The sequence below is a fragment of the Streptomyces sp. TM32 genome, assembly GCF_004122755.1.
Lineage (GTDB): Bacteria > Actinomycetota > Actinomycetes > Streptomycetales > Streptomycetaceae > Streptomyces > Streptomyces sioyaensis.
In genome coordinates this window covers 18,761-41,022 of sequence record NZ_SDIG01000003.1, presented here as the reverse complement: position 1 = coordinate 41,022, position 22,262 = coordinate 18,761, and the positions used below count along the sequence as shown (strand labels likewise).

At 69.8% G+C, this 22,262-nt stretch carries 28 protein-coding genes and 2 pseudogenes; 16 read left to right on the top strand and 14 right to left on the bottom strand.

All coding sequences use genetic code 11. The annotated features are described in order from the left end of the window. The first annotated feature begins 128 nt into the window (after positions 1 to 128). From EST92_RS01375 to EST92_RS01345, 7 genes are all read left to right on the top strand, one after another. A complete protein-coding gene (locus tag EST92_RS01375; protein WP_129279156.1) occupies positions 129 to 1,352 on the top strand; it encodes an ATP-binding protein in 1,224 nt (407 codons plus the stop codon). Continuing rightward, the gene (locus tag EST92_RS01370; protein WP_129279155.1) at positions 1,349 to 1,762 is read left to right on the top strand and encodes a roadblock/LC7 domain-containing protein; all 414 of its coding nucleotides are present in this window, start codon (positions 1,349 to 1,351) and stop codon (positions 1,760 to 1,762) included. Before EST92_RS01375 ends, EST92_RS01370 begins: the two co-directional genes overlap by 4 nt. Beyond that, positions 1,759 to 2,139 (top strand): DUF742 domain-containing protein, encoded by a 381-nt coding sequence (locus tag EST92_RS01365; protein WP_129279154.1) that lies wholly within the window; start codon positions 1,759 to 1,761, stop codon positions 2,137 to 2,139. Before EST92_RS01370 ends, EST92_RS01365 begins: the two co-directional genes overlap by 4 nt. Further along, positions 2,114 to 2,704 carry an ATP/GTP-binding protein gene (locus EST92_RS01360; protein WP_129248786.1) on the top strand — a complete coding sequence of 197 codons (591 nt, stop codon included), beginning with the start codon at positions 2,114 to 2,116 and terminating at the stop codon, positions 2,702 to 2,704. Before EST92_RS01365 ends, EST92_RS01360 begins: the two co-directional genes overlap by 26 nt. 10 nt (positions 2,705 to 2,714) lie before the next feature. Next, a complete protein-coding gene (locus EST92_RS01355) occupies positions 2,715 to 4,088 on the top strand; it encodes a cytochrome P450 (protein WP_129279153.1) in 1,374 nt (457 codons plus the stop codon). Positions 4,089 to 4,468: 380 nt separating this feature from the next. Beyond that, complete coding sequence (locus EST92_RS01350) at positions 4,469 to 5,443, top strand: cytochrome P450 (RefSeq protein ID WP_343283765.1); 975 nt, start codon at positions 4,469 to 4,471, stop codon at positions 5,441 to 5,443. A 54-nt stretch (positions 5,444 to 5,497) separates the two neighbouring features. Then, entirely contained in the window at positions 5,498 to 6,256 is a 759-nt protein-coding gene (locus EST92_RS01345) for an enoyl-CoA hydratase/isomerase family protein (RefSeq protein ID WP_129279151.1), read from the top strand. A 69-nt stretch (positions 6,257 to 6,325) separates the two neighbouring features. On the opposite strand, the gene EST92_RS01340 is transcribed toward EST92_RS01345, so the two are convergent. Then, positions 6,326 to 6,865, bottom strand: coding sequence for a gamma carbonic anhydrase family protein (locus EST92_RS01340; RefSeq protein ID WP_129279150.1), 540 nt, complete (start codon positions 6,863 to 6,865; stop codon positions 6,326 to 6,328). 137 nt (positions 6,866 to 7,002) lie between these two features. Here EST92_RS01340 and EST92_RS01335 point away from each other — a divergent pair, with 137 nt between their 5' ends. Next, entirely contained in the window at positions 7,003 to 7,773 is a 771-nt protein-coding gene (locus EST92_RS01335) for an acyltransferase (RefSeq protein WP_129279149.1), read from the top strand. 43 nt (positions 7,774 to 7,816) lie between these two features. Here the strand turns inward: EST92_RS01335 and EST92_RS01330 are convergent, their stop codons facing one another. Beyond that, positions 7,817 to 8,686, bottom strand: coding sequence for a DMT family transporter (locus EST92_RS01330; protein WP_129279211.1), 870 nt, complete (start codon positions 8,684 to 8,686; stop codon positions 7,817 to 7,819). A gap of 108 nt (positions 8,687 to 8,794) precedes the next feature. Between EST92_RS01330 and EST92_RS01325 the strand changes: the two genes are divergently transcribed. Continuing rightward, the gene (locus EST92_RS01325; RefSeq protein WP_129279148.1) at positions 8,795 to 9,367 is read left to right on the top strand and encodes an XRE family transcriptional regulator; all 573 of its coding nucleotides are present in this window, start codon (positions 8,795 to 8,797) and stop codon (positions 9,365 to 9,367) included. Positions 9,368 to 9,410: 43 nt separating this feature from the next. Then, positions 9,411 to 9,968, top strand: a complete 558-nt coding sequence (locus EST92_RS01320; RefSeq protein WP_129279147.1) for a YbaK/EbsC family protein — start codon at positions 9,411 to 9,413, stop codon at positions 9,966 to 9,968. Between the two features lie 143 nt (positions 9,969 to 10,111). On the opposite strand, the gene EST92_RS01315 is transcribed toward EST92_RS01320, so the two are convergent. Next, positions 10,112 to 10,525: a CoA-binding protein gene (locus EST92_RS01315; RefSeq protein ID WP_129279146.1), complete on the bottom strand. Its 414-nt coding sequence runs from the start codon at positions 10,523 to 10,525 to the stop codon at positions 10,112 to 10,114. 170 nt (positions 10,526 to 10,695) lie between these two features. Continuing rightward, positions 10,696 to 11,478, bottom strand: a complete 783-nt coding sequence (locus EST92_RS01310; protein WP_129279145.1) for a type VII secretion system-associated protein — start codon at positions 11,476 to 11,478, stop codon at positions 10,696 to 10,698. Between the two features lie 262 nt (positions 11,479 to 11,740). Here EST92_RS01310 and EST92_RS01305 point away from each other — a divergent pair, with 262 nt between their 5' ends. After that, positions 11,741 to 12,367: a YigZ family protein gene (locus tag EST92_RS01305; RefSeq protein ID WP_129279144.1), complete on the top strand. Its 627-nt coding sequence runs from the start codon at positions 11,741 to 11,743 to the stop codon at positions 12,365 to 12,367. 63 nt (positions 12,368 to 12,430) lie between these two features. Here EST92_RS01305 and EST92_RS01300 read toward each other — a convergent pair whose 3' ends face one another. The 7 genes from EST92_RS01300 to EST92_RS31480 all read right to left on the bottom strand — a co-directional run bounded on the left by EST92_RS01300 (position 12,431) and on the right by EST92_RS31480 (position 17,561). Continuing rightward, the gene (locus EST92_RS01300; RefSeq protein WP_129279143.1) at positions 12,431 to 12,634 is read right to left on the bottom strand and encodes an acyl-CoA carboxylase epsilon subunit; all 204 of its coding nucleotides are present in this window, start codon (positions 12,632 to 12,634) and stop codon (positions 12,431 to 12,433) included. Positions 12,635 to 12,663: 29 nt separating this feature from the next. Then, a complete protein-coding gene (locus EST92_RS01295; protein WP_129279142.1) occupies positions 12,664 to 14,208 on the bottom strand; it encodes an acyl-CoA carboxylase subunit beta in 1,545 nt (514 codons plus the stop codon). A 116-nt stretch (positions 14,209 to 14,324) separates the two neighbouring features. Next, a complete protein-coding gene (locus EST92_RS01290) occupies positions 14,325 to 15,083 on the bottom strand; it encodes an alpha/beta fold hydrolase (RefSeq protein ID WP_129279210.1) in 759 nt (252 codons plus the stop codon). 296 nt (positions 15,084 to 15,379) lie between these two features. Beyond that, a complete protein-coding gene (locus tag EST92_RS31065) occupies positions 15,380 to 15,901 on the bottom strand; it encodes a hypothetical protein (protein ID WP_154073958.1) in 522 nt (173 codons plus the stop codon). Then, positions 15,898 to 16,689 (bottom strand): hypothetical protein, encoded by a 792-nt coding sequence (locus EST92_RS01280; protein ID WP_129279140.1) that lies wholly within the window; start codon positions 16,687 to 16,689, stop codon positions 15,898 to 15,900. Before EST92_RS01280 ends, EST92_RS31065 begins: the two co-directional genes overlap by 4 nt. A gap of 15 nt (positions 16,690 to 16,704) precedes the next feature. Further along, positions 16,705 to 17,316, bottom strand: coding sequence for an endonuclease/exonuclease/phosphatase family protein (locus tag EST92_RS01275; RefSeq protein ID WP_254068382.1), 612 nt, complete (start codon positions 17,314 to 17,316; stop codon positions 16,705 to 16,707). A 44-nt stretch (positions 17,317 to 17,360) separates the two neighbouring features. Then, entirely contained in the window at positions 17,361 to 17,561 is a 201-nt protein-coding gene (locus tag EST92_RS31480) for a hypothetical protein (RefSeq protein ID WP_174243891.1), read from the bottom strand. Positions 17,562 to 17,598: 37 nt separating this feature from the next. Between EST92_RS31480 and EST92_RS01270 the strand changes: the two genes are divergently transcribed. Beyond that, positions 17,599 to 19,068 (top strand): UbiD family decarboxylase, encoded by a 1,470-nt coding sequence (locus tag EST92_RS01270; protein WP_129279139.1) that lies wholly within the window; start codon positions 17,599 to 17,601, stop codon positions 19,066 to 19,068. A gap of 123 nt (positions 19,069 to 19,191) precedes the next feature. Then, on the top strand, positions 19,192 to 19,812 hold the full coding sequence (locus tag EST92_RS01265; RefSeq protein WP_129279138.1) for a non-oxidative hydroxyarylic acid decarboxylases subunit B: 621 nt from the start codon (positions 19,192 to 19,194) through the stop codon (positions 19,810 to 19,812). A 54-nt stretch (positions 19,813 to 19,866) separates the two neighbouring features. Here EST92_RS01265 and EST92_RS01260 read toward each other — a convergent pair whose 3' ends face one another. After that, on the bottom strand, positions 19,867 to 20,004 hold the full coding sequence (locus EST92_RS01260) for a hypothetical protein (RefSeq protein WP_254068380.1): 138 nt from the start codon (positions 20,002 to 20,004) through the stop codon (positions 19,867 to 19,869). Between the two features lie 100 nt (positions 20,005 to 20,104). Continuing rightward, positions 20,105 to 20,488, bottom strand: coding sequence for a hypothetical protein (locus EST92_RS01255; RefSeq protein ID WP_254068378.1), 384 nt, complete (start codon positions 20,486 to 20,488; stop codon positions 20,105 to 20,107). Here EST92_RS01255 and EST92_RS32660 point away from each other — a divergent pair. The 3 genes and pseudogenes from EST92_RS32660 to EST92_RS01240 all read left to right on the top strand — a co-directional run. After that, positions 20,487 to 20,609 (top strand): annotated as a pseudogene (locus tag EST92_RS32660) (hypothetical protein); the annotation flags it as partial. The gene EST92_RS01255 and the pseudogene EST92_RS32660 overlap by 2 nt on opposite strands. A 188-nt stretch (positions 20,610 to 20,797) precedes the next feature. Continuing rightward, on the top strand, positions 20,798 to 21,028 hold the full coding sequence (locus tag EST92_RS01245; protein ID WP_275540837.1) for a non-oxidative hydroxyarylic acid decarboxylases subunit D: 231 nt from the start codon (positions 20,798 to 20,800) through the stop codon (positions 21,026 to 21,028). A gap of 157 nt (positions 21,029 to 21,185) precedes the next feature. Continuing rightward, the gene (locus EST92_RS01240) at positions 21,186 to 21,620 is read left to right on the top strand and encodes a MarR family transcriptional regulator (RefSeq protein ID WP_129279136.1); all 435 of its coding nucleotides are present in this window, start codon (positions 21,186 to 21,188) and stop codon (positions 21,618 to 21,620) included. Positions 21,621 to 21,748: 128 nt separating this feature from the next. On the opposite strand, the pseudogene EST92_RS01235 reads toward EST92_RS01240, so the two are convergent. Next, positions 21,749 to 22,192: pseudogene (locus tag EST92_RS01235) on the bottom strand (ATP-binding protein); the annotation flags it as partial. Positions 22,193 to 22,262: the final 70 nt, after the last annotated feature.

Genomic DNA, 22,262 nt, shown 5'->3' with positions numbered 1-22,262 from the left:
CGGCCCTTTGATGGCTTTCTGGCAGGCGACTGTGCGCGGCGTTCCCGTATGTCTGGAACCGCGAATGAGCAGATCCGCCGCAGCCAGGCACACGACACCTGGTGGCTCCGTCGTCCGAAGAGAGTCTTATGACGCAATACTTCCAGGATCCAGCGCTCTGGGGACTGATCGCTGGCACACCTGTCGCCGCAACCGCGATTATTCGCGGCAGAAAGAAGATATCGGAGCTACGAGCAGAAAAGGCTGAACTCAAGCAGCACTACGCCAATCTGGAGCACCACTACACGGAGGCGGTGGAGGAGGCCAAGGACCGGGCGGAAGAGGCCACCAAGACCACCTTGAAGTCCGCCATGCGGACCCTGCAGGGGCTGGCGAGCGAGCAGCAGCTGGCGATCTCCAAGTTGCAGGAAACCTATGGCGAGCACCAGATCCTCCAGGATCTGCTCGACATCGACCACATGAACTCGCAGTTTGCGCGGCGCGCCCAGTCCATCGCCGTCCTCTGCGACGGCTGGCTCGGCCGGCGGCGGCACAATGCTTCGCTCTACGATGTGGTCCGCAGTGCGAAGGGGCGCATCCGCCACTTCACGCGCGTCGAAATCCGCTCGCAGAGCAACTTCGCCATCGTGAGCCGCGCGGTGGAACCGGTCGCGTTGGTTCTTGCCGAATTGCTGGACAACGCCACCAGTTATTCGGCACCGGAAACGATGATCGAGATCAATATCCGTCCGGTGCCCAAGGGCGTATGCATCGTCGTCGACGACGCCGGTGTCGGCATGAACGAGGAGGAGAAGGCGCGCGCCGCTCAGCTGCTGTCGAGCGAGAATTCCGCCAGCGTCTCCAGCCTCGGCAACCCGCCGCAGTTCGGTTTCACGGTCATGGGTGTGCTCGCCGCCCGATACGGATTCACGGTATCGGTCGATTCCACCTCTCCCTACGGTGGCGTGCGCGCGGTCGTCCTGCTCCCCGACGATCTACTGACGTCCCTGCACGAGCCCGAGGAGAGTCCTGCCGTGGCCGCGTCCGCCCCGTTGCCGCCCGAGCATCCTCCTGGTCAACCGGCCCCCGGCGGCGCTGTTCCGGCTCCCCGGGCCCCCGCGTACCCGACTCCGGGGCGGCAGCCCATGGAGCAGCCGGCTCCCGTTCAACCGGTCGCCGAGACGACCGCCGGCGGGCTGCCGAAGCGCCGCCGCCGCGGCGCGATTTCCATCGTGCCGACCCAGACCGAGACCACGGAAACCCCGGCCCGCGACAGTGCAAGGACCGCGTCCGTCATGGGCGCATTTCAGCGCGGCACACAGTCCGGGCGTCGTTCCACGAATGCAAGCAATGAAGGGCATGAGGTTCAGTGAACTACGATCTGTCGTGGATGCTTGACAGTGCTCTGGAATTGCCCGAAGCGCAGCATGCCATTCTCGTTTCCGCCGACGGCCTGCTCATGGCCCGCTCGAAGGATGTCGGCCGGGACCACGCCGACACTGTCGCCGCGGCGATGAGCGGAATGCAGTCGCTGAGCCGTACGGTCGCGGACTTCTGTCACGGCGGGGTGCCCGCCAATCGTCCGCAATGGCGGCAGACGCTGGTGGAATTCGACCATGGCTGGGTCTTCCTCATATCCGCCGGTGAAGGTGCCTACCTCGCCGTTTCGGCCTCGCCCGATGTCGACATGGCGGAGATCACGTTCCGCATGCAACAGCTTGTCGGGCAGCTCGGCAAGGCGCTGACCAGCCCGCCTCGCGATAGGGCTGATATCCAGTCATGACACATGACGACGAGCCGGAGCTGGAACACGAAGCAGCAGAATTAGTACGGCCGTACGTCATCACCAACGGCCGCGATCTTCTTGACGGCAGTGATTTCTCGCTGATCACCCTGGTCACCGTGCATGCGGAGCCGCCTCGGACGAGACCTCTCGATCCGGAGAAGCTCCGCCTGCTGGAGCTGTGTTCGGGAGGTTTCCTGTCGGTCGCCGAGATAGCCGGGCACACCCGGCTGCCGGTGGGCGTTGTCAAGATTCTGGTGGCCGATCTCGCGCGGGAGGGTCATCTCTACTCCCGCGCGCCCATACCGAGCGCTCAGCTTGTCGACCGGAAAATCCTTGAGGAGGTGCTGAATGGGCTCCAGGCTCGCTTTGGATGACGGCGTGTACCTGCGCAATTCAGTGCAGACCGCGGCGAAGATCCTCGTGGTCGGACACTTCGCCGTGGGGAAGACGACATTCATCGGCACCATGTCCGAGATTCCTCCGCTGCGGACCGAAGAGGTAATGACTCAGGCGGGCGCTGGAATTGACGACCCGAAGGGCGCACCGGACAAGACCACGACCACGGTCGCCATGGACTTCGGGCGGCTCACGCTCAGCGAGAAGCTGGTCCTTTATCTGTTCGGAACGCCCGGACAGCAGCGGTTCGTTCAGGTGTGGGAAGACATGACGCGGGGGGCGCTGGGTGCGCTGGTCCTGGTCGACCCACAGCGACTCGACGAGTCCTTTCCTGTCATGGACCTGGTGGAACACTACGGAATCCCGTACGCCATCGCCGTGAACCGGTTCGACGGGACTCCCTCCCATTCGCTCGACGAGATCCGGGAGGCGCTGGACCTTCTCCCCGAGACACCCGTCGTCCACTGTGACGCACGGGACCAGCGTTCCTCGGCGGATTCCCTGATCACGCTCGTCCGATACCTACAGTCCCGCGTCAACTAGGAGCTCAGGCATGCAATCTCACTCGGAATTCCAGACTCCGCCGCCCGGCTGCCCCGCGCACGCCGGCGGCGAAAGGGTGCCCCTGCACGGGCCGGAATTCGCCGCCGCGCCGAACGCTTTCTACGAGAGGCTGCGGCAGTACGGCCCCAGCGCGCCCGTCGAGCTGGCTCCCGGAGTGGAGGCCGAACTCGTCACGGACTACGCCACCGCGCTCCATGTCCTGCAGAACCCGGACAGCTTCGCGCGGGACTCCCGCCGCTGGCGCGCGCTGAACGAGGGGCGTGTCCCGCTGGACAGCCCCGTGCTGCCGATGATGATGTACCGGCCGAATTGCATGTTCTCCGACGGCGCCGATCACCTGAGGCTGCGCCAGGCGGTGACGGAGAGCTTCGCGCGCCTGGACATGCACCGGGTGAGCCGGCATGTCGACCGCGTCGCCGCGTACCTCATCGACCAGTTCAGCGTCCGCGGCAAGGCCGATCTGATCAGCGACTATGCGCAGCTGCTGCCGCTGCTGGTCTTCAACGATCTCTTCGGCTGCCCGGCGGAGATCGGCGACCGGCTGATCAGCGCCATCTCCAACCTCTTCGACGGTGTCGACGCGGAGCGGGCCAACGAGGTCATGACGGGTGCCCTGTTCGAGCTGGTCACGCTGAAGCGCGACACGCCGGGCGAGGACCTCACCAGCTGGCTGATGCAGCATCAGGCACGGCTGTCCAACGAGGAGATGGTCCACCAGCTCGCCCTCCTCATCGGGGCGGGCACCGAGCCGGTGCAGAACGTCATCGCCAACGCGCTGCGGCTGCTGCTGTCCGACGAGCAGTTCGCCGGCGGCCCGCAGGGGGGCGGCGACGTCCTGGTCGAGGACGCCCTGAACGAGGTGCTGTGGAACAGCCCGCCGATCGCCAACTACGCCACCCACTACCCGGTGCACGAGGTGGAGCTCTCCGGGAACAAGCTGGCGGCGGGCACCCCGGTGCTCATCAGCTTCGCGGCGGCCAATGCGGACCCGAGCCTGTCCGCAAGCCGGCAGACCTTCAGCAAGCGGGCCCATCTGGCCTGGGGCGCGGGCCCGCATGCCTGCCCGGCGAAGGACCCCGCGCTGCTGATCTCCATACGGGCGATCGAGAAGCTGCTGAACACGCTGCCTGACATCGAGCTGGGCGTTCCCGCGGAGACGCTGACCTGGCGGCCCGGCCCCTTCCACCGGGCGCTCAACGCGCTGCCCGCCCGCTTCACCCCGGTACGCAGCGAGCGGCGGGGACCGCTGCCCGACGCGACGAACGGAGCCGCCGGGGGAGAGGCCCGGGCCCGGGAGCAGCAGGGCAGCAGGCCTCAGAAGGGCAGCTGGTGGAGCGGGTTCCTCAACTGGTGGCGGGTGTGACATTTACTACAGCTTGAACGTTCGCTTTGCGCATGAATGTTCAGCCGTAGGGGTATGCAGGGTTGGCGAATATCCGTGATCTTCCGAAAGAAGGTGTCGCCTTGCCGCCCGCTCTGGCCGCTTCCCCCCTTGACCGGCGTAGCGTGGTTTCGCTTTTCTCCCGTCTGCGCACGGCCGATGGCCAGATGAATCCATTGCCGTTGTACGCGAAACTCAGGGCGTTGGGGGATATCGTTCCGGCGCCCTGGGGCGGCTATTTGACGACCTCATACGGGCTGTGTCACCAGATCTTACGGAGTAGATCCTGGCGGGTCCCGGACAGTGCCTGGCGGGCCCACCAGGACGACGCGGCCCGCTGGAATGCGGCGGCATCACGCCAGATGGGCGACACCCTGCCGATGCTCAACCCGCCGCACCACACCCGCGTGCGGCGGTCGGTGGGCAACGTTTTCGACCGTAACTCCCTGGCCGCGATGAGGTCCTCGGTCGAGCAGACGACCAGTCGGCTGCTCGACCGGTTCGAAGCGGAACTCGCGGACGGACCAGCCGATTTCTGCGCACTGGTCAGCGAAGAACTTCCGGTGATCAGCATCGGCGAATGGCTGCAGATTCCGCCGGCCGACTACGCGCTCCTGCGTTCCCTGACCCACGACCAGGTGTACACCCAGGAATTGTTTCCGACCCCGAGCCAGCTCACCCTCTCCGACGATTCGACCCGCCAATTGCGGGAGTATTTCACGGGATTGGTGAACAAGCGGAGGAGGAATCCGGGGAATGACCCGGTCTCGTCATGGCTGCGCGTCTGGGACGCACAGGAACCCGACCGGGAAGCCGCCGACGAGGCCGTATTCTCCGTGACGCTCTTCATGGTCCTGGCCGCGCTGGAGACGACCTCGCACGTCCTGTCCAGCACGGTCCGGCTGCTCCTGGAACACCCCCGGCAGCTGAACTGGCTGCGTATCCATCCCGAGCAGATACCGGACGCGATCGACGAGGTGCTCCGCTACGACGCCCCGATACACATGATCAGCCGGGTGGCTCCCGAGGACACCGAACTGGCCGGGGTGACCGTCCGCAAGAACGAGATGGTGCAGCTCATGGTCGGCGCCGCCCATCACGACCCGAACCACTTCGCCTCTCCCGAGGACTTCGACCTCAGTCGACGGGCCTCTCACCTCAGCTTCGGCGGGGGCATTCACTTCTGTCTGGGCAACGCGCTGGCCCGTATGGAGGCGGACTGCCTGCTCACCGCGCTGCTCGACCGGCTGCCCGGACTGCGGATCGGGGCCCCTCCGGTCTGGGAGCCACGCGTGGCCTTCCGCCGCCTGATCTCCCTGCCGGTCGTCCGTGTCTGACCATCCCGGCGCACCGCTCTCCCCCCACAGCGGATCAACGAAACAAGGAACGGCATGACGTACGACTTCAAGACCCTCCTCGTGACACGGGAAGGGCCCGTCCTCACGGTGCAGTTGAACTGCCCCGAGACCGGCAACGCCATCTCCGGGGAGATCCTCGACGAGCTGCTCGCCGTACTGGGAGCCCTGGACGACGAGTCCGCCACCAGGGTCCTGGTCCTGTCCGGTGCGGGCGAGGACTTCTGTCTCGGCGGTGACCGCGCGGAGTTCCCCGCCCTGCTCGCTGAGGATCCCGGCGGACTGGGGCTGCGCACCCTCGGCAACAAGGCGCGACGGGTGTGCGACGCCCTCGCGAGCACCGACGCGGTGACCATCGCGCGGCTGCACGGCGGGGTGGTCGGGGCGGGAGTGGGGCTCGCGGTCTTCTGCGACCTGCGGGTCGGCGCGGAGGACTGCCGGTTCCGACTGCCGGAGCTGGGCCTGGGGGTGCCGCCCGCGTGGGGCGGGATCATGCCGCGGCTGCTGCACGAGGCGGGCGCGGCGCGGATCCGCGAGCTGATACTGACCGCCGACAACTTCGACGCCGCCACCGCGCAGGAGCTGTCCATCCTGCACAAGGTCGTCCCCAGGGACCAGCTCGACGGCACCGTGGCACGGTGGATCAAGCCGCTGGTCCGCCGTTCCCCCTCGGCGCTGCGGACCGCCAAGCTGATGCTCAACGCCTACGCCAACGCCCATCGCATGGCGGACGCAACCCTGTTCGACGCCGAGCTGCTGTCCTCCGCGCTGACCGTCGTCTCCGCCCGGAGCTGAGCCGCCCCGCGGCGGCGCGGGTCCGGCCCCGGTCCGGGCCGCGGCGGGCGGCCGAGCCCGACCGGCCGGTTATTCTTCGTCGGCCGTGACCGACTCCCGGTGCCGGTCCGCCAGCTCCCCGTACATCGTGGCGTTGACCGTGATGAGTTCGCGCTCCTCGGCGGTCAGCTCCCGCTTGACCTTCGCCGGCACCCCGGCGACCAGGGAGCCGGGCGGCACGCGCATGCCCTGGGGAACCAGCGCCTGCGCGGCGACCAGGGAGCCCGCGCCGATGTGCGCGCCGTTGAGGACCGTCGCGCCCATGCCGATCAGGACGTCGTCCTCGACGGTGCAGCCGTGCAGCACCGCGTTGTGGCCGACCGAGACCCGGGCGCCGACGGTCACCGGGAAGCCGGGATCGACATGGACCGTGCAGTTGTCCTGGATGTTGCTGTCGGCGCCGAGCACGATGGGGCCGCAGTCGGCCCGCAGCACCGCGTGGTACCAGACGCTGGAGCCGGCCGCCATGGAGACCTCGCCGAGCACGACGGACGTCGGGGCGGTGAACGCCGCCTGATCGACCCTCGGCTCCTTGCCGCCCACCGCTGAAATCAATGCTCGTCCCGTCATCCTTCGCTCTCCTTGCCGTACCGCGCCGCGCCCCCAGCACCGTAGACGACCGCGGTGGTGCCCGGCGGGGACGGCCACGGGTGGGGCGAAGATCACAGCCCGTCGCGCGGCCGGTATCCCGCCGGGCTGAGTACGGTGTGCGGGTGCCGATAGACCAGAACGTGTTCTCATCCGTCGCGGCCTGGCGGCGCCGGGCCGTGTCGCGTGCCGTGCACCGCGGCGCGCGCTGGGTGAGGGATGCCGCGGCCGTGACCGCCGGGCGCCCCGGTCCGTACCGCTTCCGCCGGATCGGCACCGGCACCCGGCTCGCGTTCCCGCAGGGCACGGTCTTCGGTGACCCGTGGATCGAGCTCGGCGACCACTGCATCATCGCCCAGGACGTGACGCTGACGGCAGGCATGATGCCGGACCTGGATCTCGGCCCGGACCCGATCCTCACGCTGGGCAACGGCGTGGTGCTCGGGAGGGGAAGCCATGTGATCGCCGATGTCCGGCTCACGATCGGAGATGACTGCTTCTTCGGCCCCGGTGTGTACGTCACCACCACCAACCACAGCTATGACGACCCCGAGGTGCCGATCGGCAAGCAGTGGCCGCGCAGCGACCCGGTCACCATCGGTTCCGGCAGCTGGATCGGAACCGGGGCGGTGATCCTGCCCGGCGCGCGGCTGGGCCGGAACGTGGTGGTCGCGGCCGGTGCCGTGGTCCGCGGTGAGGTCCCCGACCATGCGGTGGTCGCCGGCGCGCCCGCCAAGATCGTCCGCCGCTGGGACCCCCAGGAGGGCTGGCAGCCGCCGCTGCGCACCCCGGCGCCGGTGCCGATCCCCGACGGCGTCACCCCCGAGCAGCTGCGCGCGCTGGGCGCCTGGCAGGCGGAGGGGGCCGGGGAGGCCTACGAGGCGTTCTGACCAGTCGTCAGACGCGCTCGTACCGCCGCCGTCCCCGCCCCGGTCAGCTGCCGGAGGCGAGTAGCACCGTGCCGACCAGCGCGAGGGAGGCGCCGGCGGTCTGGATGGCCTGCAGCCGCTCCTTGAGGACGCCGAGTGCGGCGAGCGCGGTGACGACGGGGTAGAGGGAGGCCAGCACCGCCGCCATCGTGACCGGCCCGTTCTGGGCGGCGAGGGCGTAGGTGCCGTTGGCGGCGACATCGGCGATGCCGACGAAGGCGAGGGCGGGCAGCGTGCCGCGCAGGGCGGCCAGTCCGCCGTCGGGCAGCGCCGGGGTGCCGCGCCGCACCGAGGCGTACAGCGCGGCGCCGCCGACGGCGACATTGCACAACCGCTGGACGAACAGGGCCAGGAAGAGCCCGGTCACGGTCGTGGACGCCTCGGAGATCAGCGCCATCACCGCGCCGAAGCCGAGCGCCGAGACCAGTGTCAGCACGATCGTCTGGCGGGCCACCGACGCGCCGCTGATCCGCGGGCCGCCGGCCAGCAGCACGCCGACCACCGCCACCACCATGCCGGTGGCCTGGAGCAGGCCCGGCCGCTCGCCCGCCACGATCCCGACGCCGAGCGGTACGAGCACGGTGCCGATCGAGGCGAGCGGGGAGACCACACCCATCGGGCCGAGCGCGAGGGCACGGTAGAAGCAGAGCATGGCGGCGGGGCCCACGACGCCCGCCCCGACCGCGAACCACAGCTGCGGTCCGGCCTCCCGCCAGCCGCCGGTGGCCACCACGATGGCACCCAGGACGAGGGCGGCCAGGGCCTGCGAGACCACCACGACGGTCAGCGCCTGAAGCCGTCGGGTGAGCAGTCCGCCGCCGAAGTCGGCGAGCCCCCACAGAAGGCTGGTGGCCAGGGCGAAGACCGCTGTCATGGTGAAACCTCGCAGTACAGTGAACCGGACGCTGAAGTACACCACACCGTAGTACAAGAAATTGAACTGCGACATCGAATATATTCGCCCCCCGACTTGGACGGACCCGTGACGGATCTCGACCAGCTCACGCAGTCGCTCGCCCGCAACCTCAAGCACTGGCGCGCCGAGCGCGGCTTCACCCTCGATGCGCTGGCGGCCCGTGCCGGCGTCAGCCGCGGCATGATCATCCAGATCGAGCAGGCGCGTACGAACCCGAGCGTGGGAACCACCGTCAAGATCGCCGACGCGCTCGGCGTCAGCATCACCACGCTCCTCGATTACGAGCAGGGCCCGCAGGTACGCATCGTGGCCGCGGACGAGGCGGTCCGGCTCTGGTCCACCGAGGCCGGCAGCCACACCACGCTCCTTGTGGGTGCCGAGGCGCCCGGCCCGTTCGAGCTGTGGGACTGGCGGCTGATGCCCGGCGACCGCAGCGCCTCCGATCCGCACCCGCCCGGCACCGTCGAACTGCTGCAGGTCCGCACCGGCACCCTGACGCTGGTCGTGGAGGGTGTGGAGCACCGGGTGCCCGCCGGTTCCGCCGCGACGTTCGAGGCCAAGGCCCCGCACGCGTACCGCAACGACGGCGAGGAACCGGTCGAGATGACCATGTCGGTGATCATCCCGCTTGCCCGCTGAGGCGGTCCGCCGCCGGGTGGCCGCGACTGTTAGCTTGGCGCCCATGCCCGTGCCGATGGATGCTTTTGACGACGTCCGACCCGCCGTCGAGTGCCTTGACCTGCTGGTCGGGCCGGTGGCCGCCGCGCTGCGGGACTGGCACGGGTCCGTGCCGGTCGAGGAGCTGCGCTACGTCGACACCGACCCGGCCATCGCGGACACCGCCCTGCTCGTCGAGCGCTACGGCCCCTGGCTGCTGGAGCAGTCGGCGAACTGCGTGGTGGTGGCCGGCAAGCGCGGCGGGCAGACCACCCTGGCCGCGTGCGTCGTCCTCTCGCACACCCGCGTCGACGTCAACGGTGTGGTGCGCCGTCAACTGGGCGCCCGCAAGGCGTCGTTCGCACCGATGGACCAGGCGGTCGGCGACAGCGGGATGGAGTACGGCGGGATCACCCCCATCGGCCTGCCCGCCGACTGGCCACTGCTGGTGGACACCGCCGTCGCCGATGCCCCGTACGCCCTGATCGGCAGCGGCGGCCGCCGTGGCAAGCTCATCGTGCCCGGCAAGGCCCTGGCCGAACTCCCCGGCGCCACGCTCCTGGAGGGGCTGGGTACGATCTGACGGGTGTCCGCCGGGTCCAGCTGCTCGCGGCGTTCAAGGTGGGGATGCCGGCGGGGATCCGGCCGAACAGCTCGTCAGCGAGCGTGATCGCGCCGCGTGATCGAGCGGCGCAACGGCACCACGCTGCTGCGGAGGGCGGCCCCTCAGCCCAACCGGGGCAGCTCGATCGCCGGACAGCGGTCCATCACCATGTCGAGCCCGGAGTCGTGCACGCGGTTCCAGGCCGCCTCGTCGACCACCCCGAGCTGGAACCAGACGGCCTTGGCGCCCAGCGCCACCGCCTCGTCGGCTATGCCACCCGCCAGCTCGCTGTTGACGAAGACGTCGACCACATCGACCGGGAAGGGGATCGCGGCCAGCGAGGGGTATCCCTGCTCGCCATGGACCGTCTCGGCCTTCGGGTGCACCGGCACGATCCGCTTGCCGTAGCGCTGCAGCACCCGTGCGACGCCGTGCGCCGCGCGCTGTTCGTTGGTGGACAGGCCCACGACGGCCCAGGTGTCGCCGAGCTCGGTGAGGATCCTGCGGATCGTGGTGGGGTCGCCGTAGACGCGCACTGCCTCCTGCGGATGGAAGGGTCCTGTGCGCTCAACGGACGGCGCCGCCCGGAGATTCCCGTCGCGAGGACCGCCGGGCCGCGGAACCGCACGGGCCTCCCGGCCCGCCGTACGGCAGACGCCCCGCCCGAAGGGGAAGACGGGCGGGGCGGGTCCTGTGGGCCGGCGGTTCAGTTCGCGCCGCGGGCCACTCCACTACTGGCCATCCCGGCCCCCACCACGGTGCTGCCGTTCGCCGCACGGGCCGGCTTGCCGATCGCCCGGCCGCCGCTCACCGGCTCGGCCCCGCCGGCGCCCGTTCCCGGGCGGGAGGCCGCGGCCGGCTTTCGCGCCTGGTCCGCCGTGCCGGACGCGCCGGCCAGCGCCGTACGCAGCTCCTCGGTGTCCACCAGCATGCTCACCGGGCCGGTCGGGTTGAGGTACAGCGCATGCCCCGGCGGCAGCTGCTCGACGAGTGCGGCCACCGGCCGGCGGTCGTAGAGCAGCCGGCCCACCGATTCGAGATAGCTCTGCGAGGTGTAGACCGGGATCACCGGGGTGCCGTCGGGGGAGGCGGCGGCCAGCGGCGACCCGGTCGCGGTGACCAGCACGGAGACCTCCGCGTGCGCGAGCGCCTCGGAGACGTCCTGCCCCGGCCCGTAGCCGGTCGCGGCGAGCTGCACGGCGCTGTCGACCGCGTCGGCCGGCTCCGGCCAGTCCAGCATCTGCGGCGACGGCCGGTACTCCGGGTTGTCCCGCCACTCCTCGATCTCCCCCGTCGGGCCCGAGCGCCACTGCCCGATCAGTGCCCACAGGGGCGGTGGTCCCTCTCCCTGCCAGGTCAGGTCCACCATGGCCAACCAGTGATCGGGCGCGTTGCGTGCCGCCTCGATGACCTCCGGCGGGGGCTCGGGCATCTCCTCGCCCGTCACGGGAACGCCCGCCGTCATCGCCGACTGTGTGCTTTCTTCCATGCCGCCCTCCGCAAACCCGCCGTTCCTACCTGTACGAGCGGGGCCCCGGAAACACGAGGCTCTCGCACTGGCCTCACAGTGCCCACGGTGCGGCGCGGACGTCTCCCCGACGCACCGTGCGGACGGGGCGGGTACGCCGCCTGGCCGTGCGCTCTGCGCCCGTCCGGCGGACCCGCGCGCCCTTACGGCGGACACCCTCGCGCGGCGCGGGCCGCGGACCGGCCGGTGTCCGCAGGTCACAGCGGCCGCATAGGCTGGTCCGATGCAGGAGCAGTACCGCACGCTCGCGCGCGAGGGCGTCCATGAGATCGAGATCAACAAGTCCCGCTTCCGCTGCGCGCTCGCGCCCGTGGCGACCGAGGCCGAGGCCCAGGACTTCATCGCGCGCATCCGCAAGGAACACCCCACCGCCCGCCACCACTGCTTCGCCTATGTCCTGGGCGCCGACGGCAGCGTCCAGAAGGCCAGCGACGACGGGGAGCCGGGTGGGACCGCGGGCGTGCCGATGCTACAGATGCTGGTGCGCCGCGAGGTCCGCTATGTGGTCGCCGTCGTCACCCGCTGGTTCGGCGGCGTCAAGCTCGGGGCCGGCGGCCTGATCCGCGCCTACGGAGGCGTCGTCGGCGAGGCGCTGGACGCGCTGGGGACGGTCACCCGGCAGCGCTTCCGGCTGGTGACGGTCACCGTCGACCACCAGCGGGCGGGCCGGGTGGAGAACGATCTGCGCACGACCGGCCGGGCGGTGCGCGAGGTGACGTACGGCGCCGAGGTACGCATCGAGGTCGGGCTGCCGGAGGCGGATCTGGAGGCCTTCCGGGTCTGGCTCGCGGACAGCACCGCCGGCACGGCGCGGCTGGAACTCGGCGGCGAGGCGTACGGGGACGTCTGACGGGGACATCGAGTCCCGGTTCCTTCGCGCCGGTGCGGGTGACCGGGTGTCAGCGCCCGGGCGTCAGCCCTGCCAGCTGTGCGGCGCCCGGAAGCCGGGGGTGCGCTCCAGGCGGCGCCAGCCGGCCGTGGAGCGGCGGCGGGACGGGGCCGGCTCGGGTCGGACCGCGGCGCGGGCCATCAGGAGCGCGGTGAGCGCGGCGAGTTCCTCGGGGCCGGCCCGGCCCTTCTCGACCCGCAGTACGGAGGATTCGGCGGGAGCGCTCATGGGGGTGTTCTCCGTCCGTCGGCGCAGGATCACTGCGGGGGATTGCCGTGCTTACGGGCCGGCAGGTCCGCGTGCTTGGTGCGGAGCATCGCGAGCGAGCTGATCAGCACCGCGCGGGTCCCGGCGGGGTCGATGACGTCGTCGATCAGGCCGCGCTCGGCCGCGTAATAGGGGTGCATCAGCTCGGACTTGTACTCCTTGACCATCCGCGCCCGCATCGCCTCCGGGTCGTCGGCCTCGGCGATCTGCTTGCGGAAGATGACGTTGGCGGCGCCCTCGGCGCCCATCACCGCGATCTCGTTGGTGGGCCAGGCGTAGGTCAGGTCGGCGCCGATGGACTGCGAGTCCATGACGATGTAGGCGCCGCCGTAGGCCTTGCGCAGCACGATCGAGATCCGCGGGACGGTGGCGTTGCAGTACGCGTACAGCAGCTTCGCGCCGTGCCGGATGATGCCGCCGTGCTCCTGGTCGACGCCGGGCAGGAAGCCGGGCACGTCCAGGAGGGTGACGATCGGGATGTTGAAGGCGTCGCAGAGCTGGACGAAGCGGGCGGCCTTCTCGGATGCCTCGATGTCCAGCACCCCGGCCAGAAACTGCGGCTGGTTGGCGACGATGCCGACGACCTGGCCGTCCAGCCGCGCCAAGGTGCAGATGATGTTGCGGGCCCAGCGCTCGTGCACCTCCATGTGGTCGCCGTCGTCGACGAGTTCCTCGATGACCTTGCGCATGTCGTACGGGCGGTTGCCGTCGGCCGGGACGAGGCCGAGCAGTGCGGTACCGGAGCGGTCGGCGGCGTCCTCGCAGGGCACCGACGGCGGATTCTCACGGTTGTTGGAGGGGAGCATCGAGAGGAGGTAACGGACCTCGGAGAGACAGGTCTCCTCGTCGTCGTAGGCGAAGTGGCACACGCCGGAGGTCTCGGCGTGGACGTCGGCGCCGCCGAGCCCGTTCTGCGTGATCTCCTCGCCGGTCACCGCGCGCACCACGTCGGGGCCGGTGAGGAACATCTGCGAGGTGTCACGGACCATGAAGACGAAATCGGTGAGCGCGGGGGAGTACGCGGCGCCGCCCGCACACGGGCCCAGCATCACGCTGATCTGCGGGATCACCCCCGAGGCACGGGTGTTGCGCTGGAAGATGCCGCCGTAGCCGGCCAGCGCGGAGACACCCTCCTGGATCCGGGCGCCCGCGCCGTCGTTCAGCGACACCAGCGGGGCTCCGGCCGCGAGGGCCAGGTCCATGATTTTGTGGATCTTGGTGGCGTGGGCCTCGCCCAGCGCGCCGCCGAAGATCCGGAAGTCGTGTGCGTAGACGAAGACGGTGCGGCCGTCCACCGTCCCCCAGCCGGTGACCACCCCGTCGGTGTACGGCCGGTTGGCCTCCAGCCCGAAACCGGTCGCCCGGTGCCGCCGCAGCTGCTCCACCTCGGTGAACGAGCCCGGGTCCAGGAGCAGTTCGATCCGCTCCCGCGCCGTCAGCTTGCCCTTGGCGTGCTGCGCCTCGGTCGCACGGGCACTCGGTCCACGCACCGCCTGCGCACGAAGGGCGGACAGTTCGGCGAGAGGCTCGGTCATTTCGCATCCTTCCGACGCGGGCGGGTGGGTCGGCTCATGGCGCGTCCCGGCCCGGATTCCTGAGGGCACGCCGTCCCATGGCGTGCCTTGGGTACGGGTTCGTCCGGATGGCGGCGTCAGCCGACCAGGGATCCGATGTGGTCCCGGATCGTCGAAATGACGGCCGGGACCTGCGAGTTGAGGTAGAAGTGGCCGCCCGGAAAGGTCCGCAACGCGAACCCGGCCGTGGTGTGTGCGGCCCAGTCGTGGGTCTCCTCGACCGTGGCCATCGGGTCGCGGTCCCCCAGCAGCGCGAGGACCGGGCAGGGGAGGGGCGGTCCCGGCCGGTGGCGGTAGGTCTCCACGGCCTGGTAGTCGGCACGGATGACCGGCAGGAACAGGTCCCGGAGTTCGGGGTCCTGGAACACCCGCAGATCGCTGCCGCCGAGCAGCTCCATCTCGGCCACGACCCCCTGGTCGTCCCGCAGATGGACGTTCTCCTCCCGGTCCCTGGTCGGTGCGCGGCGACCGGAGACGACGACGGAGAGCGGTGCGGCCCCGTCGTCCGTGAGCCGCCGCGCCACCTCGAAGGCGACCAAGGCGCCCATGCTGTGCCCGAACAGGGTCAACGGGCTGTCGGCCCACGGCCGCAACGCCTCCGTGGCCCGCTGCGCCAGCGCCTCGATCGAGTGCAGCAACTGCTCGGTCCGGCGCTCCTGACGGCCCGGGTACTGGATCGCGAGCACCTCGACCGCGGGCGAGAGCGCGGCGGAGACACCGTGGAAGTAGCTCGCCGAACCGCCCGCGTACGGAAAGCAGACGAGCCGGGTCTTGGCCTCCGGAGCCGGGTGGAACCGCTGGATCCACCTGCTCTTCTCCTGATCGTCGCCGCTCAACTCACTCAACTCGGTTGCCCCTTGTGACGATTGTGGTCTGCCCGTGAAGACTCCCACCGGGGCCCGGACCCGGCCAACCCCGGCTGACCCCTAGCCACCCCCACCCGCACCCGATCGGCGGACGGCACGGTGGCGGTCCGGCATGGGGCTGCTGCTCTTGGCGGCGCCACCCTGGTGCCGTCCACCCTGTCCCTGATCCGCAACATGTTCAGCGACGACGGGCAGCGCCGGACCGTCATCGCCGTGTGGACCGGCGGGTTCGCCGGCGGGGCCGTGCTCGGCCCCCTCCTCGCTGGTCACGGCCTCCTCGCCGGGGCCGTCCGCCAGCAGACGGAAGAGCACGCTGACCGCCTGGCGCCCGAAGGGACGCGCGAGTCGGGGCAGGCGTCCGGCTCCGGGGTGGCCACCGAGCCGGCTGAATCTGTCAGCAGGGCGGGAAACGAGTACGCCATCCAGCCGCTGAGGGCTGCCAGTTCCTCGGAATCGACGCGGTCGGACCCGGTGTCGTTCGCCTCCCAGCGGGTGAGGGTTTCGCGGGCCTCGCGGTAGCGGCCGTGCCACAGCAGACTGCGGGCCAGCAAGCCGGTGTCCTGGCCGGTCAGGTGCCCATCCCGCGAGGCCTCCTGTAATCGCTCCGCATGCCGCATGGCCTTGAGCGGTGACTTCTGCCATTCGACCCGCATCCGGTCCGCGGTGAGCGCGGCCAGCGGCCGGCTGTCGCGGCAGTTGTTCAGTGCGAGATCGAGGTATTCACAGGCCATTCCGGTCCTGCTGGCGGCGAGTTCGCCGTGCGCCGTGTCCCTCAGTACGTTGATCATCCACGCTTCGGGAGCCGTGTCCGCCGCGACGAGTTGTTCGGCCACCGTGACCGGTGGCGTCCCTTCGTTCTGGAGCGCGGCCGCGGCCCGCAGGTGCAGTGCGTGTCTGGCCTCGGGGGCATCTCCTCAAGAATGGCCGTACGCGCTGCAGGGTGCCGGAAGCCCTCCGCGTCGAGCAGCCCGGTGGCGGTGAGCGAGGCAATCGCGTGCTCCACGGTGGCGGTGCTCAGGCCGAGGACGTGGCCGATCAGCACGGAGGATCCGACCGTGCCCAGTGCGGCCACCGCTCGTGCCACGTCGAAGGCCGCCGGCTCGGTCAGATACAGGCAGTCTGTCAGCGCGTTGCGGAAGGCCGGCTGGGAAACGGTGGGCTCGGTTTCGAGTCGCCCGGCGAGGCGGTGGATCGCTTGGTAGTCGTCCAGCAGCGCGGACAGGAAGAGCGGACTCCCGCCCGAGGCCTTGTGGTACGGATCGGTGAGTTCCTGCGCCTTGGCGGGGCCCAGGCGTGCCGCGATCATGGTGTGCGCGCCGGAGCGGGTGAGCATGTCGAGCCGGATCGTGCGGCAGTTCGGCTGCCGGAACGGCTCGGCGTGGAAGACCGGATGGGGCGAGCGCACCGTTGACAGCTCGGCGAGCAACAACAGCAGGCGTGACGACTTCATCCGGCGCTGCAGGAACAGCACCATCTGGAGTGAGGGGCCGTCGGCGAACCGCAGATCATCGATGCTCACCACGACGGGGCCGCGCTCGCTCAGCTCCAGGAGGAGGGAGCGCAGCTCGTTGGCCACCGTGAAACGGTGTGCTCAGATGTCGAGGTCCGCGTACAGCGCACCGTGGTCGGACGCCTCGGTGTCCTTCGAGGTCACGGTCGGGAACGACTTGAACGTGTGGGGCGCGAAGACCCCGCGCCGCTCGACGTCCACCGCCTGCACCCGCGTGAACAGGTTCGGCGAGAACATCAGGTAGTCGATCTTCTGCTTGAGCGACTGGCCCGTCTCATACGTGCCGGGCGCTCCCGTGTAGCTGCTGTGGGACATCGCGTCCTGCAGGTCCGTGTCCAGGAGCGCCTGGAGCGGAGTGCTGTCCGGGGTGTCGTTGAGATCCCCGGCGACCACGACGCGCGCGGAGCGCTTGAGGGCCTCCTCGTAGATCTTCGCGACCCGCTCGGCCTGCGCCTTCCGTCTGTTGGCGCTCTCGGTGGGGTTGCCGAACCCCTTGCTCTTGAAGTGGTTGCCCAGGATCCACAGCCGCTTCCCACCGTCGAGCTCGATTTCGAACTCCGGGCAGTCCCGGCTGAAGACGGGCCGGCCGGTTTTGGGGTCCGGATCGAAGATGTGCGAGCGAATGGCGGTGATCGGCCGGCGGCTGAACAGCCCGACGTCGATGCCGCGGCTGTCGTTGCCGTCGATCAGCATGTTGAACGGGTACCGCTTCCGCCGGGCCGGCCCCTCACCCGCCCTCAGGGTGCAGTGAGTTCGGGCACCTCCGTCTGCCATGCCGCCGTGGCCCTCTGAAGCGCACGGCGCAGCAGGTGCATGGGGGTGTCGTCGAGCGGCTGGACGCGCATGACGAAGGCCTCCGTTCCAGGGGCGGGATGCAGATCCTCACACGACATCGGGTTGCCCAGGGCAACCATGAGCCGTACGCTGACATTCAGCACACCAATAATACGTGTACTGACATTCGGGGGGACTCCTATGCATCACCCTTCGGATCTGCGCGAACACATAGCGGCACTGGAAGGCATTGGCGACCTCGATCGCATCGAGAGGGAGGTCGACTGGAACCTGGAAGCCGCCGCGCACACGCGCTACAGCGTTGAGCGTCGTCTTCCCGCACCGCTGTTTCAGAAGGTGAGCGGTGTCGAGGAGGGCTTTCGCCTGCTCGGCTCCCCGGCCGCGCTGAGCGCCGCCCCGGACAAGCCGTTCGCCCGCGTCGCACTGAGCATCGGCCTTCCGCCGGAGGCCACCGGCCGAGAGGTGGTGGACCACCTGGTCGACACCTGGAGCCGCCCCGGCATCCCCCCGAAGACAGTCGGCCGCGAAGAGGCCGAAGCCAAGCAGAACGTGCTGCTCGGTGACGACGCGGACCTGACCCGTTTCCCGGTGCCGTTCGTGCACCACGGGGACGGCAACCGCTACGCCAACACCTATGGCGTGATCATCGCCCAGACCCCGGACGGTTCGTGGACCAACTGGTCCATCGCCCGGATCATGATGGTCGACGGCAAGCACATGACCGGTCTGGTCATGCACCCTCAGCACATCGCCCAGGTCTGGCAACAGTGGGTCGACCTCGGCAAGCCCATGCCGTACGCCCTGGTGCAGGGCGGCGACCCGGCCATTCCGTTCATCGGCGGTGTCCCGCTGCCCGACAACGTCAACGAGGCCGACTACATCGGCGCACTGATCGATGAACCGCTCAAGGTGGTCAAGGCCGAACTGTCGGATCTGCTGGTCCCCGCCAGTGCCGAGATCGTCATCGAGGGCCACCTCTCCATCGAACGCTCCGGCGTGGAGGGGCCGTTCGGCGAATACGCCGGCTACATTCCGACCGAGACGAGCCTCCAGCCGGTCTACAGCGTGGAGGCGATCACCTACCGCGACGACCCGATCTGGCCCCTGGTCGCGGAAGGCACACCCGTCGACGAGTGCCACACCTCGCAGACCATCGGCATGGCCGTCGGTTCAGTGGCCGCGCTGCGTGCAGCAGGCCTTCCGGTCACCACCGTCTGGGGCTCGATGTACAGCGCAGGCCACTGGTATGCGGTGACCGTGCCCTCCGACTGGCGCGACCAACTGCCCGGCACCACGCCCGAAGAGTTCGCCCGCCGGGTCGGCGAGACCCTCTACTCGACCAAGTTCGGCCACTGTCTGCCGCAGGTGTTCCTGCTCGACGACGACATCGATCCCGCTGACGAGCATGCCTTGTTGTGGGCACTGGCCACCCGGGTCCACCCGGTGGACCGCAAGGTCCACTTCGAAGACGGTCCGATCCTGCCGCTGCTCGCCTGCTACACCGAGGAAGAGCGGCACGCCGCACATGCCACCAAGGTGGTGCACGAGGCACTGCTCCCCGCCCCCGGAGAACGCCAGGTGACCTCCAATTTCGAGCACGCCTACCCCGCCGAGGTGCGGGCCAAGGTGTTGGCCCGGCACCAGCGCTGACTCCGATGGGACGCGGGGCGGTCGTGCCCAGCCCGGGCTGCGCCCCGGCCGCCCTGCGTCCCGTGCCTCTTCGGATCGGCGCGATACCGGGCATTCAGGCAAGTTCAAGCGAAGGGTACGTACATGCGGTTGGTCGTCGGGATGACGGGCGCCACGGGCGCGATTCTGGGCATCCGATTGCTGGAGGAACTACGCCGGCAGCCGGACGTGGAGACACACCTGGTCATGAGCCGCTGGGCGCGGGCGACCATCGAGCTGGAGACCTCGTGGACGGCGCGGCAGGTCGCGAAACTGGCGGATGCGGTGCACGGCCCCGAGGACCAGGCGGCCGCCATCTCCAGCGGGTCGTTCCGCACCGACGGCATGGTGATTCTGCCGTGCAGCGCCAAGACGCTCGCTGCGATCCGGGCCGGTTACGGAAGTGACCTCGTGTCACGGGCGGCAGATGTCGTTCTCAAGGAACGGCGGCCCCTGGTGCTCGGCGTGCGGGAGACCCCGCTGTCGGCCATTCACCTGGAAAACATGCTGGCCCTCTCCAGGATGGGCGTGACGATGCTGCCGCCCATGCCGGCCTTCTACAACAAGCCCGAATCGATGGACGACATCGTGAATCACCTTGTCGCCCGCGTCATGGACCAGTTCGGCCTCGACAGCCAACGCGCGGTGCGCTGGCAGGGCCCTTCCACCGCACGCGGCGACCACGCCCCCTCCACGCCTCGTGGCCCGGACACGGCCGTTGCCTGAGTCGTAGGGGCTGCCGCCGTCGGGCCGCGACGGCGGCAGCGCTCCCCGCAGGTTTCAGCCCTTGCGGGGGTAGAAACTGCCGTTGGCGTCGCCGTGGGACGTGCAGTCCGTGTCGTGGTAGCGGTCGACGAAGGTGCCGGTGACGCCGGTGAACGCGTCGTACGTCTGGTCCAGGGGCAGGTCTGTGCTCACCCTGAACCGCAGCTGTACGTGGACGGACTCGCGAGGCTTCAGCGTCTTCGGGCCGGGGACGGTGCCGCGGGGCCTTTCCGTGCCACCCGGCTTGCCCGGCTCACCCGGCTTGGTGGTGGGGGGCTGCGTCGGCTTCGCGCCCGCGGGGAGGATGGTGAAGTCGTACCAGGCTTCCTTGGCCGAACCACAGGAGCCGTCGGTTGCGGTGGTCGCCGGCGGCGAGCGCGTATCCGGCGCCGGGCTTGGCGTTCTTGACCGCGCGGGTCCGCAGTTGGAGCGTGCGGGCGCTGCGCGGACCGACGGCGAAGAAGCCGAACAGGTCGTCGGGCTCCGCGTCATGGAAGGCCTTCCACCGCCCCGTCTTGGGGTCGCGGTACTCGGTCTCCAGTTCCCAGTAGGGGCGGTCGACATCGTCTGCGGAGGACACGAGCAGGAAGGGTTGGACCTCCTCCAGGGGCTTGCCGGTGGTGTGGGTGAGCGTCATGGAGATCGTCATCGTCGTCGACGAAGACGTCGCCCCCTTCGACCTCCCTCAGGTGATGTGGGCGCTGTCCACCAAGGTCAACCCGGCGGGCGACCTGGTCACTCTGCCGAACTTCCCCGTGGTGGGGCTCGACCCGGCCTCCGAGCCGGCCGGCATCACCCACAAGCTCGTCATCGACGCCACCACCCCCGTCGCACCCGACGACCGCGGCCGCTACGGCCAGCCCGTCACGACCTGCCCGAGATGGCCGAGTGGGCGGCGAAGCTGCACGCCCTGCGCGCCGCGGTCTGATCCCCGTACCCCCCCTGTATCTGGAGGCTCACCAAGACCTGTCCCCGCTGCGCAGCCACCCGCATTCGAGCAGCTGGCCACTTCACCGGTCCCGGCGTCTGGGACGTTCTGCCGCGCCGGACCTTCTTGTACCCCTGGCGCACCACCGAACCGGTCCGCCGCACCAGCCGTGACGCCTACCCGGAGGAGTTCCGCATGACCCGGCCCGACCCCACTCCCGGCGACGCCCTGGCCCACACCACCCGGTGACGCCCGGCCGCCCCGGCCCCGGTCGGGGCGGCACCCCCGTTGGCCTGGGGACGTTCGTCCTGTCCATGGCTGTCTGTGCCAAGATTCGCCTGGAGCCTCACCGCGTGGCCCCGCTGGCCACCCGCCGGCGCTGCAACGATGCGGAGACACCGCGGCCATGCCCGAGCAGTCCCTCGCCGACACTCCGATGCACCTGTTGCGTCGCGCGCTGCAACAGCTCACTGCGGTCTGGCATGCAGAGGTTCCCGACCTCACCGCCCCCCAGTACGCCGTCCTCACCGTTCTCGTCGACTCACCCGGCAGCACCCAGGTGGAGCTCTGCAGGGCCACCGCGATCGACCGGTCCACCATGGCCACCATGCTCGACAGACTCGCCTCCCGTGGTTGGGTCACTCGCGAGGTCGACCCCGCCCACCGCCGCCGGCACCAGGTCCGGCTGACTTCCGAAGGCCGTGATCTCCTGCGTCGTGTCGCCCCCGCGGCCGCCCGCGTCGACAGCTGGCCGGTCGAGCGGCTCGGCGCTCGGCGACTGGAGGAGCTCCTGCCGCTGCTGCGGGAGCTTGCCGGGGTGGAGGAGGAACGCGGTGACTGAGAGCCGCCCGACAGGCGGCTCCTCGGTCCGCGCGGGCGTGCGCCGACATGACCAACATCCCCTGGAGACAAGCCTGTTCGCCGGATTCAGCTGCGGTGGGCGGCTGCCGTGGACGTCCCACTCACCCGTCATCGGGATGTGCCGCCGGGCACGCCTTGAAGGGGCTGCTCGGTCCAGATGGTCTTTCCGCGAGGGCCATGGCGGCAGCCCCAGCGGGTGGTCAGCTGGGCGACGAGGAACAAGCCGCGGCCTCCTTCATCGGTGGACCGGGCCCGGCACAGCCGGGGCTGGCTGTTGCTGCCGTCGGATACTTCACAGACCAGGATGCGGTCGCGGGTGAGGCGCAACTGCACAGGGCCGACCGCGTAGCGGATGGCGTTGGTGACAAGCTCGCTGACGACCAGTTCGGTGGTGAACGTCAGGTCCTCCAGGCCCCAGGCGCCGAGCTGCCTGGACGTGACGGAGCGAGCCGCTGGAACGATCTTGGGGTCGCGAGGAAAATCCCACGTCGCCGTATTTTCGTCGAGCACGGTACGGGTGCGAGCCAGCAGCAGCGTGACGTCATCTCCGGGAGCGGGGTCCGAGAGCTGTTCGACAAGACGGTCGGCCGCTTCTGGCAGGTTGCACTCTGAGCGCAACGCC

Bases quoted from the DNA above. Each gene is read 5' to 3' on its own strand.
- EST92_RS01360 (WP_129248786.1), top strand. From the start codon at position 2,114: ATGGGCTCCAGGCTCGCTTTGGATGACGGCGTGTACCTGCGCAATTCA.
- EST92_RS01255 (WP_254068378.1), bottom strand. From the start codon at position 20,488: ATGACGCTCACCCACACCACCGGCAAGCCCCTGGAGGAGGTCCAACCC.
- EST92_RS31065 (WP_154073958.1), bottom strand. From the start codon at position 15,901: ATGATCAACGTACTGAGGGACACGGCGCACGGCGAACTCGCCGCCAGC.
- EST92_RS01365 (WP_129279154.1), top strand. From the start codon at position 1,759: ATGACACATGACGACGAGCCGGAGCTGGAACACGAAGCAGCAGAATTA.
- EST92_RS01295 (WP_129279142.1), bottom strand. From the start codon at position 14,208: ATGACCGAGCCTCTCGCCGAACTGTCCGCCCTTCGTGCGCAGGCGGTG.
- EST92_RS01310 (WP_129279145.1), bottom strand. From the start codon at position 11,478: ATGGAAGAAAGCACACAGTCGGCGATGACGGCGGGCGTTCCCGTGACG.
- EST92_RS01305 (WP_129279144.1), top strand. From the start codon at position 11,741: ATGCAGGAGCAGTACCGCACGCTCGCGCGCGAGGGCGTCCATGAGATC.
- EST92_RS01330 (WP_129279211.1), bottom strand. From the start codon at position 8,686: ATGACAGCGGTCTTCGCCCTGGCCACCAGCCTTCTGTGGGGGCTCGCC.
- EST92_RS01300 (WP_129279143.1), bottom strand. From the start codon at position 12,634: ATGAGCGCTCCCGCCGAATCCTCCGTACTGCGGGTCGAGAAGGGCCGG.
- EST92_RS01345 (WP_129279151.1), top strand. From the start codon at position 5,498: ATGACGTACGACTTCAAGACCCTCCTCGTGACACGGGAAGGGCCCGTC.
- EST92_RS01265 (WP_129279138.1), top strand. From the start codon at position 19,192: ATGCGGTTGGTCGTCGGGATGACGGGCGCCACGGGCGCGATTCTGGGC.
- EST92_RS01275 (WP_254068382.1), bottom strand. From the start codon at position 17,316: ATGCTGATCGACGGCAACGACAGCCGCGGCATCGACGTCGGGCTGTTC.
- EST92_RS01320 (WP_129279147.1), top strand. From the start codon at position 9,411: ATGCCCGTGCCGATGGATGCTTTTGACGACGTCCGACCCGCCGTCGAG.
- EST92_RS01270 (WP_129279139.1), top strand. From the start codon at position 17,599: ATGCATCACCCTTCGGATCTGCGCGAACACATAGCGGCACTGGAAGGC.
- EST92_RS01240 (WP_129279136.1), top strand. From the start codon at position 21,186: ATGCCCGAGCAGTCCCTCGCCGACACTCCGATGCACCTGTTGCGTCGC.
- EST92_RS01340 (WP_129279150.1), bottom strand. From the start codon at position 6,865: ATGACGGGACGAGCATTGATTTCAGCGGTGGGCGGCAAGGAGCCGAGG.
- EST92_RS01355 (WP_129279153.1), top strand. From the start codon at position 2,715: ATGCAATCTCACTCGGAATTCCAGACTCCGCCGCCCGGCTGCCCCGCG.
- EST92_RS01350 (WP_343283765.1), top strand. From the start codon at position 4,469: ATGGGCGACACCCTGCCGATGCTCAACCCGCCGCACCACACCCGCGTG.
- EST92_RS01375 (WP_129279156.1), top strand. From the start codon at position 129: ATGACGCAATACTTCCAGGATCCAGCGCTCTGGGGACTGATCGCTGGC.